Consider the following 12,652-nt stretch of genomic DNA (forward strand, 5'->3'; position numbering starts at 1 on the left):
TTGTTTACCCGTTTGCGCGACCTTTGGCCAGATTCTTCAACTTTTCCAGAGCAGTATCTGGGTTCTCCTGGTAGGCGATTGTTCCGCGGAAGCGACCGCCCTTATCGAGAAGGAAAACAGAAGCCGTGTGGTCGACTGTGTACTCGCCGTCTTCAGTTGGAACTTTCTTGGCATAAATGTGATAGGACTTTACCACGTCAGCTACACTTTCAGGTGTGCCGGTGACACCAATGATGCGGTCGGATACGTTGCTGACATAGGTTTTCATGATGTCCTGCGTATCGCGCTCAGGATCAACTGAAATGAAATAAGCTTTAATATCAGCAGCTTCCGGGCCGAGCTGTTTCAGATAACCGTCCAGTTCATAAAGCGTGGTCGGGCACACATCAGGACAATGGGTGAAGCCGAAGAACACAAGAGAAGGGGTTTCGCGGAGGTCTTTTTCGGTAAATGGTTTCCCATCCATCGACACCAGATTGAACGAACCGCCGAATGGCTGGTCAGCTGAATTGCGGTCACGGATCAGATTAAAGGCAGCAGCACCGACAATCACGATGATGAAAGCGAAGATGAAGATGGGCAGGAATTTTTTCATGTCCAGTCAGCCTTGAATTTTGTTTTGTATTTATCGCACATAAGCACGCTATTCTGAATTTACATCGATCTGCGACAGGAAAGCGCTTATATGCAAGCGCTGACGAACTGCCGCAGGCGATGTTGGAACTGCAATGTCAGTCTAGCAGAGTGCAAAGATTTCAGAAAGTTTTGAAATGACGCAGGGTGAAGACCTTCGTTTCCAGAATAGCGAACCGCGCATTCATTCGACCGCGCAGCTTAAATCCAGCAAGTTGGGCCGGTATGTCGACATTGGTGAGCGCGTAATCCTGCGTGAAGTCACGCTGGGCGACTTCACCTATTTTGAGCGTAATGGCGAAGGCATTTATGCTGAGATCGGAAAATTCTGCTCTATTGCTGCTAATGTGCGCATAAACGCGCTCGAGCATCCGATGGAACGGTTGACGACTCATAAGATGAGCTACCGGCCCAATGAATATTTCCGCTATTTAGGCGTGGATGGCGAATTCCGCGCACGACGTCAGGCAAAGCGTGTCACCATTGGCAATGATGTATGGATCGGCCATGGTGCGGTGATTACACCCGGCGTGACCATCGGCCATGGCGCGGTGATCGGCGCCAATGCGGTGGTGACGAAAGACGTAGCGCCATATCATGTCGTGGGCGGCGTTCCGGCACGGATCATTCGCGAGCGCTTTGACGACAAAATCATTGAAAAACTGCTCGCGCTCAACTGGTGGGACTGGCCAGTGGAAAAGCTTTATGAAGCTGTTCCCGACATTCAGGTGCTTGAAATCGAAGCCTTTCTGGAAAAATGGGGTGTTTAGGCGCCCCAATCTTGCAAAGCCCGATTTACTTCTCCATTTTTCCATCACAGTTACTGGAGATTTCCAATGTCCAAATTGAATAAGCTCGCCGGATTGCTTGTTGCCCCATTGTTGCTGATCGGCGCATCGGCTGCCGTATCGGCTGAGGAAGTCGGTCAGGTCGGTGTGGACTGGCTGGGCAATGATATTGTGATTGATGCAGTGCAGGACCCGAAGGTGCAGGGCGTTACCTGTTATCTGGCGTCGTTTTCTCGCGGCATGATTGACCGGTTGCAAAAAGGCAACTGGTTCGAAAACCCGTCCAACGCTTCGATTTCCTGTGAGCAGTCTGGTCCGATTACCATTGGCGACATCAAGCTTGGCAAAGGCGGAGAGCGGGTCTTTTCAGAACGTACAAGCCTGATCTGGAAGAAGCTGGTCATCACGCGCATCTATGACCAGAAGAACAATACGCTGCTCTATCTCGCTCATGCGACACAGGTTCAGGATGGTTCAGCCAAGACATCGCTGTCGACCGTTCCACTCTTTAAAGGCGATGTGACCTGGGAAAAAGGAAAGCCGGAGTAATTTCCGGCTTATTTAGTTTTCATAATCTATGCGCGCTGGACGAAGCTGTCGAGAACGCGCTTTTGTCCGGCCTTATCGAAGTCGATGGTCAGCTTGTTTCCATCGATCGTCGCGATTGTTCCATTGCCAAACTTGATATGGAACACGCGGTCGCCGACGAAGAAGTCTGATGGTTTGTCAGCAACCGATTTTGCAACCAGTTCACCGTCAATCGTGCGCCCCTTGATGGAACCACGACCAGCACCAAAGCCTGAATCCGTTTCGCCATAGCCAATACGTTCAACATTGGCACCGGAGCGTGAGCCCCAATTGTTGCGAGTAGCATCCGAGCGGTTCTGCTGCGCGCGCTGCCAGCCGGGCGTTGAATAGGAGTTCTGGAAAGGATCAGCCTTGTCGAAGCGCGATTGTCCATAGCCACTATTACCGTACCCGCCGTAATTGCCTTCCATCTCCGCTACTTCGACATGAGTTTCAGGAAGTTCTTCCAGAAAGCGAGACGGAATGGTCGATTGCCACATGCCATGAATGCGGCGATTGGAAACGAACCAGATATGCAGGTTCTTTTTGGCGCGCGTCACGCCGACATAGGCGAGGCGGCGTTCTTCTTCCAGACCAGAGCGTCCGCCTTCATCGAGCGCACGCTGATGTGGAAACAGGCCTTCTTCCCAGCCAGGCAGGAAGACGGTTTCAAATTCCAGGCCCTTTGCGGAATGGAGCGTCATGATGTTGACCGCATCCATATCCTCATTCTTCTCGGCATCCATGACGAGCGCAACATGCTCAAGGAAGCCGCGCAGGCTCTCATACTCCTCCATGGAACGGATAAGTTCCTTGAGGTTTTCTAGACGGCCCGGCGCTTCTGCCGATTTGTCATTCTGCCACATGGCTGTGTAGCCAGACTCGTCGAGAATGGTTTCGGCGAGTTCTGTGTGTGGGGTATTGTCGAGAAGTGACTGCCAGCGGCGGAAATTATCGACCACTTCACGCAGTGCCGAACGCGGCTTTGGCTTCAGCTCTTCGGTTTCAACGAGATCGCAGGCCGCAGCAAACATCGAAATATCGCGTGCGCGGGCATAATCATGAACCTGACGGATTGCCGCCTCACCAAGCCCACGCTTCGGCGTGTTGATGATACGCTCAAGTGCCAGATCGTCGGCCGGTTGCGCAACAACGCGCATATAGGCCATGGCATCCCGAATTTCGAGGCGTTCATAGAAGCGCGGACCACCGATGACCCGGTAATTGAGGCCGAGCGTCACGAAGCGATCTTCGAACTCACGCATCTGGAAGGATGCACGCACGAGGATCGCCATATTGTTGAGCAGATGGCCCTGACGCTGCGCCTGTTCAATCGCTTCCCCAACTGCACGGGCTTCTTCTTCTGAATCCCATGCGGCGTGGATTTTGACTTTTGGATCATCAGGGTTTGGCGCTTCGGTGAAAAGCGTTTTGCCGAGACGACCTTCATTGTGTGCAATCAGATGCGCTGCAGTACCGAGAATATGCGCCGTCGAGCGATAATTGCGCTCAAGCTTGATGACGACTGCGCCCGGAAAATCCTTCTCAAAGCGGAGGATGTTATCCACTTCTGCGCCGCGCCAGCCATAAATCGACTGATCGTCATCGCCTACACAACAGAGATTGACTTTGTTTTCGCTCACGCCGAGTTCGCTATGCTCACCGGCTCCGCGGGGGCCTCGCATTGGCTCGGACGCCCTAGCGGGCTGTATCGGCGTGTTTTCTGTGGCGACGGGCGCTGTTGATTTTGATTTAGGCCTCTGAGCCAGAAGACGTAGCCACATATATTGCGCGGTGTTGGTGTCCTGATACTCGTCCACCAGAATGTATCGGAACTTGGCGTGATACTCGCGCAGGATATCCGGATGATTGCGGAAAATGCGGATCGGATGCAGCAGCAGATCGCCAAAGTCACAAGCGTTCAGCGCGCGTAAGCGTTCCTGATAGGCGTGATAAAGTTCACGGCCTTTGCCGTTGCCGAACGAACGTGCATCGCCTTCCGGGATATCGGCAGGACCAAAGGCTTTGTTCTTCCAGCCATCAATCATGTTGGCGAATGTACGGGCAGGCCAGCGCTTGTCATCCAGACCTTCGGCCTGAATAAGCTGCTTGATCAGCCGGATCACATCATCCGTATCCAGAATGGTGAAGTCAGAAGTGAGGTTTACCAGCTCAGCGTGTTTACGCAGCAATTTCACCCCGATGGAGTGGAACGTGCCAAGCCAGGGCATACCTTCAACCGCACCGCCAACCAAGTGGCCGATACGTTCCTTCATTTCGCGCGCGGCCTTGTTGGTAAAGGTCACGGCGAGAATCTGGCTTGGATAGGCACGGCCGGTTGTTAGAATATGCGCAATACGCGTGGTGAGAACGCGAGTCTTACCCGTGCCTGCACCCGCGAGAACCAGAACCGGACCTTCTGTGGTCAAAACGGCTTGACGCTGTTCAGGGTTCAGCCCTTGTAGATAATCGGGTTCGCCACGTTGTTGGTTGCGCGCTGCCATGGCGCGTGCGGCAATTGAGCCTGCCGCAGGCGCGCGGTCAGCCGGTACGTCATCGCCGAAAAACGGCATATCGTCGGGGAAATCGGACATTTGCACCGAATGTAGTGATTCTTGGAAGAAAGACCAGTAAATTACTCAAGCTGAGTGACGCGCCGGTCCGTGAAATTGAGGCGGTGCGAAGCAAGGGCTTCCACCAATCCGCGCATTTCCGGCTCGCGGCTCAGCAAATCATCGAGCTCTGTCATCTGGTTCATGGCGATCAGGCGCAGGATGTCGTCACGGATTGTGCCGTCATCACGTCGAGGCAGATGTGCAACCGGTTGGATGAGTTCAAGCTTCGTTCCCTTGAGCCGCGCACGCAGACTTTTTTCGTCTGCATCAAACGTTTCAACGAAGGCATAAAGACCAACGCCCTTGGCGGGCAGCGAATATAGCGCAAGCGCCACGTCTTTCACACGCGGATCAGACTTGAGGGCCGCCATGATGGCTGGACCTTCATTGTCGATACGGTCGCCCGTGCCTTCACCATCCGACCAGTTGAAAATGCCGCGGGTGATGAAGTTGTAGACTTTTTTGCCGGTCGCGAGCCAGATGCGCGATGGCAGCGAGCGCCGCGCGAGAATACGCTTTTCGGTCGGTGTCATCAGATCGGCAGCAAAGGCGCGTTTCTGCTTGATAAGGTGACGGAAGTCTTCATAGGCCAGCAGGCGATAGAAAGCACCACGACGACGATGTACGCTTGCCAATTGGAAATCGATGACGGCTGCTTCGCCTTCCGGCGTCATCAGCCAGTTTTGTGGCTTGGCAAGATCGTTATGCGTAACGCCCATGCGGCGCATGTCGCGCAGAATGCGATGCGCTGTGCGATACCATTTGGGATCGGAAGGCCGCGCAAGATGCAGCGGTGTGCCATCCGTCCATGAACGATAGAGGCCGTCGCGATCAGTATAAAGAAGCTGTGGAACACCTTCGATGCCGCGGACTGTTTTCAGGCCGCGGATTTCACGCCGCGCCAAAATCCATGCCAGCGGCTTCGACCACCATGGAGCGGCGCTGACCACGCGGCGAATGATGCGGGTTTCCGGATCGCCCGCAAAATAGCCTGCGCGGGTTTCGGAAAAAACATCGCGCTTGAATACGGCGGTTTCCACAAACTCCGGTATGCGGTCGCCTTTTGCGGGTACATCAATATTCGGTTTCTGAGCCATAAGGCTCCACTAGCGGTTCACGCGCGATCAATCAAGTTTGATGGTGCGGGTAAGCGGTTGCATTCATGTGATTGAGGGCGCAAAAGAACTCACGCTAAATTTTGGGGAGATAATGCAACATGGCTCAGAGCGACGATATCAAGCAGATTATCCGACAGGAACAGGCGTTGATTTTCACGTCTTTCAACGAAAATGATGCGTTTTCTCTTGGCCATCGCATCCGTGATCTGGCCGTGAAGCAAAAGCTTTCAGTTGCTATCGATATTTCGCTTTGGGATCGCTGTCTGTTCTTTGCATCTACTGCCGGAACCACTGTGGACAACAGCGAATGGCTGCGCCGCAAATTCAATGTCGTGCGCAGGTTTCATGCTTCGAGCTATCGCCTTGTTCTTGAACAGAACCGCGACGACAAGATGTTTGCGGCCCACAAGGCGCTTGATGTTGCCGATTATGCTCTCGCGGGTGGCGGTTTCCCGATCAATGTGGCGGGTGCAGGGGTGATTGGAACAGCAATTGTTTCAGGTCTGCCGCAGCGTGAGGATCACAACCTGGTTGTGCGAGCCATTGCGGAGCATCTCGGCCAAGACCCCGTCGCTCTGGCTTTGCCTGCAGCATAGAGCAAAATTCCTTAAACTTGAATCAGTTTAGCGTAAAATTATGCTCTGATTTTAGAGTGTTAGGGCGCCTGGCGCTCTAATTTGAAATACGGAGAATGAACAATGTCGCTTCAGAATGTGGTTGCCCTTCAGCGTAATGAGGAGGGTATTGCTGCCGCAGTTGAAATCCTGAAACAGCGTTTTGGCGAACGCGCCCAGACCGGGCAGGCAATCCGCGAGCAGCATGGCCACACGACGACTTATGTGCCGACACAGGCACCTGACATTGTCATTTTTGCGCATGATACGCAGGACGTGCAGGAAGTCGTCCGCATCTGTGCTGAGCATAAGGTTCCGGTGATTGCCTTTGGTGCCGGTTCCTCGCTTGAAGGTCAGGTGAATGCGCCTGCGGGTGGTGTTTCGATTGATCTCACACAGATGAACCGCGTTCTGGCTGTTCATGCAGAAGACCTGGATTGCGTTATTGAACCGGGGATCACACGTCGCGAACTCAACGAGTATCTGCGCGATACCGGGCTTTTCTTCCCGATTGATCCGGGTGCGAACGCAACACTCGGCGGTATGGCCTCGACGCGTGCTTCCGGCACCAATGCGGTACGCTATGGCACCATGCGCGAAAACGTGCTGGCGCTCAAAGCCGTTATGCCGGATGGCCGTCTTATCGAAACGTCCAAGCGCGTGAAAAAGACAGCCGCTGGCTATGATCTGACACGCCTTCTGATCGGTTCGGAAGGGACGCTTGGTATCATCACTGAACTTACCTTGAAGCTCCAAGGTATTCCGCAAGCTGTTTCAGGCGGTATCTGCCCGTTTCCTGATGTTGAATCAGCTTGCCGCGCGGTGATTGAAACCATCCAGATGGGTATTCCGGTTGCGCGCATTGAGCTGGTCAACAAGCTTCAGATGGAAGCTCTGATCCTGCATTCCAAACTGCCCTATGAGGCCCAGCCATATCTGTTTGTCGAGTTCCACGGCACGGAAACCGGCGTCGCCGAACAGGCCGAAATCTTTGGCGAGATTGCCGCTGAAAATGGTGGCGGAGAATTCCGCTGGACCAATGATCCAGAAGAACGCGACCGGCTCTGGCGTGCGCGGCATGATGCCTATCTTGCGTCCTTCCTTCTGCGCACGGGCGCAAAGGGCGTCTCAACTGACGTCTGCGTGCCGATTTCGCGGCTTGCCGACTGCATTGCCGAGACAGAAAAAGATTTGGCTGAAAGCGCTCTGATTGCTCCAATCGTTGGCCATGTTGGTGATGGTAATTTCCATCTTCTGCTTCTGCTCGATACCGATGATGCATCGGAGATGGAGCGCGCCGAAGATTTCATGGATCGTCTGGTCCGGCGTGCAATTGCTATGGAAGGTACCTGCACGGGCGAGCACGGCATCGGGCAGGGCAAGATGAAATACCTTCCCATGGAGCTTGGTGAGGCGACTGATTATATGCGGATGATCAAGAAAGCGATCGACCCGTATAACATTATGAACCCCGGGAAAATCCTGATTTCCTGATTCAAATCAGCGTTTTGAATCGTCTTTTTGATAAGGCGATTCAATATCACCCATGAAACAGCCATGAATCGTTTCGGTGAAAGGCAATTTGCCTTGTTATCGCCGGAACGATGCCGTTATGTTGCACCGATAAAGACCGCGTGATTCACCCTTTGTTTCATTCGGCGAGCATTAAGCATTTTATCGGAGCTTCGTTTGGGCCGCATATTCGTCATCGTGGGTGGATTGCTGGTGCTGCTTTTGACTGCAGCGCTCGTCGTGCCGCCATTTGTCGACTGGAGCGGCTATCGGGCCGAGTTCGAACGTGAGGCAAGCCAGATCCTTGGCCGGCCGGTTCATGTGACAGGTGATGTCAGTGCTCGATTGCTGCCGTTTCCTTCGGTGGCTTTCTCCGATGTGCGGGTGGGGGCAGATGCCGAACATCCGGTAATGACTGTCGATACCTTCTCGATGGATGCCGAACTGATGCCGTTTCTGCGCGGCCAGTTACTGATTTTCGATATGCGCGTGGAGCGTCCGCAGGCAACAATTTCGCTTGATAAGGATGGCAAGGTTGATTGGGCAATTCGCCCGTCAACGCCGCTCGATCCGGCGAAGATCAAGGTTGAACGTCTTTCGATCACAGATGGCAAGGCGACACTGGTCGACAGAGCCAGTGGCCGTTCGCATGAAGCGACAGCGATTAATGCTGTTATGTCGGCCAATAGTCTTGCAGGTCCGTGGAACGCCAACGGTACCCTCAACATCGAAGGGCAAAAGCTCGCGCTCGATCTTAACAGCGGCGAAGCAAAGCCAGATGGTTCATTGCGTCTGCGCGCGCGTATTTCGCCCGAAGCTGTACCTGCATCGTTTGAAACCGACGGTGACATCACGCTCGATGATGGCAGATTGAATTATGCCGGTAATTTCTCACTGCGCTCTGCTGATGCGATGGCACCTGCTGCCAAAAACCAGAAGGCTCCAATCGAGAAGCCATTCTTCAGCGATCTTCGCGTTAGTGGAAAATTCGATGCAAACAAGAGCCGTTTCGATGCGAGCGAGTTTCGCATGGAGCAGGGACCTGCCGACAACCCCTATGTTGTGAACGGCAAGGCGCTGATTGATTACGGTGATACGCCGCGCTTTGAGATCAGCGCTGATGGCCAGCAGATTTTCTGGGGTCCGGTCGATACGCAAGAGAGCCAAGCGGAAGTGCAGACCATTCCGATTGTCGATCGAGTCGCGATTGCCCGGCGAATACTGGAGCAATTGCCGATACCTGGTATGCCTGGCAATGTAGATTTGCGTCTGCCTGCGGTAATTGCAGGTGGTACCACAATCCGTTCCGTGACCGTCAGCGCCGAGCCTGATGGCAATGGCTGGAATATCCGCCAGTTCGCAGCCGACCTTCCAGGTCGCACCAAGGTTGAAGCCAAGGGCAGGCTTTCAGTGGGGCGCGATTTCGGGTTCGCGGGTGATATGCTTGTGGCCTCACGTCAACCATCCGGTCTTGCTTCGTGGCTCAATGAAACAGTCGATGAATCGATCCGCAAACTCGATGGCGTCGGTTTTTCAGGCAAAGTCGATCTGCGCGACGGAATGCAAAGCATCGATAATCTCGAAATCGGACTTGGCAAAACGACACTCAAGGGCAGTTTCTTGCGTCAGATAGCAGGTTCAGCTGAACCTGCTATCAGTTTGCGCCTACAGGGTGGTTCTGTCGATAGCAATGCTTTACGGGCGTTTACTGGTTTTTTCTCAGACGGCCACGGCATGGCCTCGCTTGATGGACAGGCGCTTGATATCGGCTTTAAAGCAGGCCCAGTCCAATATGAGGATATGGAAGCAGGCAGCGTCGATCTCGCTGTACGCGTGCATGGTGGCCGTTTTGATTTTGATCGCTTGATGATCAATGACGTCGCGGGCACAACCCTTACTGCAACCGGAACTTATGAGCCTTTTGCGACTGCGCCATCTGGCTCGCTGGATGCGACCTTGTTGTCTTCCGATCTTTCGCAATTCCTGACTTTGGCTGCGCATCGCCATCCGCAGGTTCCGTTCTTCCGCTCGCTTTCAGCGCGCGCGGATAACTATCCGGGCCTGTTCGAAGACACTGAAATCAACATCATCGCAAATGCGGTTGCACCGCCCAGCAACGTTGCCGCATCGGCAACCGCCGCGAGCAAAAATGCGGGCAAGGATAAAAGCGCGCGCACCAAAGAAGCGAACACAAAGACACCAGCCAAAGGTGGAGAAGCCTCGTTCAGTGTGACTGGCAAAGCGGGCGGGATGAAGCTTGATTTATCCGGAACAACGAGTGGTGGCAGCTCCGACAGTGATCCGATGCAAATGCAGCTTAATGGCACAGCATCGTCGCCGAATGGCGAGACAGTGCTTGCATTGCTGGGAGTTCCATCTTTGCCACTTGGCCTTGCTGGTGAATTGACCGCTGATCTGACGATGCAGGGTGCACCAAGCGCTGGTATGCGTACTCAACTCAAGCTTACCGCGCCTGACGGTAACGCGGTCGCCGATGGTATTCTTTCATTGGTTGGCGGCGATATTGCTGCGAGCGGCAAGGCTCAGTTGAAATCGGCCGATTTGCAGCCCTTCATTGCGACGGCCGGTTACACGCTTCCTGGTTTTGGGGAAGGGCTTTCTGCCGATCTCTCCAGTGATTTTCAATTCGCAAAAGGTTTGCTGCGCTTCCCAAATTTCGCAGGAAAACTTGGCGGCGATGACATCTCTGCGCGCATAGAGGCAAATTTTTCTGACAGTGGTCTGCCGCAGATCAAGGGTGAAGCAAAGCTTGCGTCAATTGAGTTGGCGAGCCTTGCTGGGATCATGCTTGGGCAGGATGCGATAGAATCGACAAAGGCGGGTAAAGGGTCCGTTTGGCCGAAAAATACTTTTGCTGTTCGACCGTCATTGCCGTTGCTCATGGACATGAAACTGACCGCAGCCCAGGCGCATATGGGTGGATTCGGAACAGTCAGTGATTTTTCCACGCGGCTGCAAAAAAGCATTGATGGGCTCACGCTTGGTGAACTGACTGGAAATTGGGCTGGTGGCTATCTGGTTGGTAACGTTTCGCTGCGCAATAACGACAAGACTGCGCTGTTGACCTCTGACCTCAAATGGAGTGGCGCAGCACTTCAGGACTTCTACCATCTGCCAGATGGTGGCATCCCGCTTGCCGGGACAGTGAAGGCCGCATTGTCGCTGAACGGTAGCGGCACAAGTGTCGCGGAGCTCGTGTCATCACTTGCGGGTACGGGAAGTGCAGATGTTGAAAACTTCGCCATCAACGGGCTTGATGCTGCTAGTTTCCCTGCGATGTTGACAGCAGCTGATACACTGGCAGATCAGCCTACAGGTGCCACGCAGATTGATGCGAAGCAGTTTGTGGCAATTGCCGATAAAGCAGTTGGCCAAGGGCAGTTTATTGCAGGCATGACCAGATTTGATTTCACCGTCGCCGGTGGCATCGCGCGACTTTCGCCATTTAGTTTGAACGCTGGCGATACGGTGCTTTCTGGTGACTTGCAGTTTGATCTTTCCACGCTTGCTTTGGGTGGTACTGGCAGCTTGTCTTTCAAAAACGCAGATAATGCGGAAGTTGATGGCGCTGCCAATTTGCGTTATTCAATCGGCGGCACTTATGACGCGCCTTCGGCTCAGTTTGACCGTCAGCCGCTGGTGCAATTCCTCACACAGCGTGCGCTTGAGCGTGAGCAGGAGCGCGTTGAAGCGATGCAGGCAAGCATCGTTGAAAAACAGCAGCTGCGTCGCCAACTTGATTTGCTTACTTCCGATGAACAGGAACGCGAGCGTGTGAAGCAGGAAGAGGAAGCGCGCAAAAAAGCTGAAGCCGATGCACGGGCGGAGGCCCAACGCAGGGCTGAGCAAATGCAAAATGATGGCGCTACCATACCTGTGCCAAGTGGCGGCGGAGCACCTCTCAATGGCCAGAATGGTCAGTCGCTTAATGATTTCCTGAAGAGTCTAGAGCCTTCGCCAGATACGCAGCCCAGCCCACAAACTCAGCCTTAAATTAGGTTAATTTATTACTGGCAGTTTGGCTTTAAGCCATTCAAGCGCATGAAGACGCAAAGCTGATGAAAGATTTATCATTCGGTCGCGTTGACTGTCGATTTCCGCGATGAGAGCGGCAACGGCCATCTCACGTTCTTGAGCTATCTCTTCTATGATTTCATAGAAAGGGTCCTCCAGCGTGTAGCTGGTGGCATGTCCACGAATGCTGACGGAATGCTTGCGAAGCCGGGCAGAGACACTCACGCTCCGTCATCCGGTTTCTTGCTCGGCTCCAGCCGATTGAGGGTGAGGAATTTTTCAGATTTTCGCGTTTCTTCTCGCGCGAATTCTTTCTCGGCTTTCGTGCGTCCATGAAGAATACGGTTCTGCTCGGCCTGCTGTTCTTTCGACTGGCGAGCCTTCTGTTTCTTGAACTGGCGCAGATTGACGATATCGCTCATGAAAGCCTGTTATTCGATTAGTGGGTTAGGCTTGTAACCGCCCCTGTTATTTTCTTGGCGTTCTGGGGTTTGTAAACCACCAGATGGCCAATGACAGCACAACAAGCATAAGCAAGCCGAACGTCATTTGCCAGAGCGGAAAATTCGGCTCATCCTTTGCAACGAATACCGCAGCAATAAGCCCGCTGAGCCATAAGACTGCCTGTGCAATTAAACGCAGCATAAAACCACCATCCAAATCGTTGCCAATATTTGTATAATTATCGCCTAATTGTCCGTATGCCTTGATTAAAGTCAATTGGGCAAAAAATCTGGCTTATGGGAAGGTCGCTTTTGAGCGCGCAAATG

At 53.5% G+C, this 12,652-nt stretch carries 11 protein-coding genes; 5 read left to right on the top strand and 6 right to left on the bottom strand.

The window, feature by feature from the left end; genetic code table 11:
* Positions 1–4: 4 nt before the first annotated feature.
* Positions 5–595 (bottom strand): SCO family protein, encoded by a 591-nt coding sequence (locus QSJ70_RS01305; protein ID WP_285534528.1) that lies wholly within the window; start codon positions 593–595, stop codon positions 5–7.
* 175 nt (positions 596–770) lie between these two features.
* Between QSJ70_RS01305 and QSJ70_RS01310 the strand changes: the two genes are divergently transcribed.
* Entirely contained in the window at positions 771–1,403 is a 633-nt protein-coding gene (locus QSJ70_RS01310; RefSeq protein ID WP_285534529.1) for a DapH/DapD/GlmU-related protein, read from the top strand.
* 66 nt (positions 1,404–1,469) lie between these two features.
* Entirely contained in the window at positions 1,470–1,970 is a 501-nt protein-coding gene (locus QSJ70_RS01315; protein WP_285534530.1) for a CreA family protein, read from the top strand.
* Between the two features lie 26 nt (positions 1,971–1,996).
* Here the strand turns inward: QSJ70_RS01315 and QSJ70_RS01320 are convergent, their stop codons facing one another.
* Positions 1,997–4,582, bottom strand: a complete 2,586-nt coding sequence (locus QSJ70_RS01320; protein ID WP_285534531.1) for an ATP-dependent helicase — start codon at positions 4,580–4,582, stop codon at positions 1,997–1,999.
* Between the two features lie 41 nt (positions 4,583–4,623).
* Positions 4,624–5,700, bottom strand: a complete 1,077-nt coding sequence (locus QSJ70_RS01325) for a serine/threonine protein kinase (RefSeq protein ID WP_285534533.1) — start codon at positions 5,698–5,700, stop codon at positions 4,624–4,626.
* A 119-nt stretch (positions 5,701–5,819) separates the two neighbouring features.
* Here QSJ70_RS01325 and QSJ70_RS01330 point away from each other — a divergent pair, with 119 nt between their 5' ends.
* The 3 genes from QSJ70_RS01330 to QSJ70_RS01340 all read left to right on the top strand — a co-directional run bounded on the left by QSJ70_RS01330 (position 5,820) and on the right by QSJ70_RS01340 (position 11,861).
* Positions 5,820–6,317: a heme-degrading domain-containing protein gene (locus QSJ70_RS01330; protein ID WP_285534535.1), complete on the top strand. Its 498-nt coding sequence runs from the start codon at positions 5,820–5,822 to the stop codon at positions 6,315–6,317.
* A gap of 102 nt (positions 6,318–6,419) precedes the next feature.
* Positions 6,420–7,829: an FAD-binding oxidoreductase gene (locus QSJ70_RS01335; protein WP_285534536.1), complete on the top strand. Its 1,410-nt coding sequence runs from the start codon at positions 6,420–6,422 to the stop codon at positions 7,827–7,829.
* A 195-nt stretch (positions 7,830–8,024) separates the two neighbouring features.
* The gene (locus tag QSJ70_RS01340; protein ID WP_285534537.1) at positions 8,025–11,861 is read left to right on the top strand and encodes an AsmA family protein; all 3,837 of its coding nucleotides are present in this window, start codon (positions 8,025–8,027) and stop codon (positions 11,859–11,861) included.
* A 6-nt stretch (positions 11,862–11,867) separates the two neighbouring features.
* Here QSJ70_RS01340 and QSJ70_RS01345 read toward each other — a convergent pair whose 3' ends face one another.
* From QSJ70_RS01345 to QSJ70_RS01355, 3 genes are read right to left on the bottom strand one after another with little or no spacing between them, the layout of a single operon-like run.
* Positions 11,868–12,107 carry a ribbon-helix-helix domain-containing protein gene (locus QSJ70_RS01345; protein ID WP_285534539.1) on the bottom strand — a complete coding sequence of 80 codons (240 nt, stop codon included), beginning with the start codon at positions 12,105–12,107 and terminating at the stop codon, positions 11,868–11,870.
* The gene (locus QSJ70_RS01350; protein WP_064320812.1) at positions 12,104–12,304 is read right to left on the bottom strand and encodes a DUF4169 family protein; all 201 of its coding nucleotides are present in this window, start codon (positions 12,302–12,304) and stop codon (positions 12,104–12,106) included. The genes QSJ70_RS01345 and QSJ70_RS01350 overlap by 4 nt, the downstream gene beginning before the upstream one ends.
* 46 nt (positions 12,305–12,350) lie before the next feature.
* The gene (locus tag QSJ70_RS01355) at positions 12,351–12,602 is read right to left on the bottom strand and encodes a hypothetical protein (RefSeq protein ID WP_064320811.1); all 252 of its coding nucleotides are present in this window, start codon (positions 12,600–12,602) and stop codon (positions 12,351–12,353) included.
* Positions 12,603–12,652 lie beyond the last annotated feature (50 nt).

The organism is Brucella sp. NBRC 12950 (assembly GCF_030268145.1).
Lineage (GTDB): Bacteria > Pseudomonadota > Alphaproteobacteria > Rhizobiales > Rhizobiaceae > Brucella.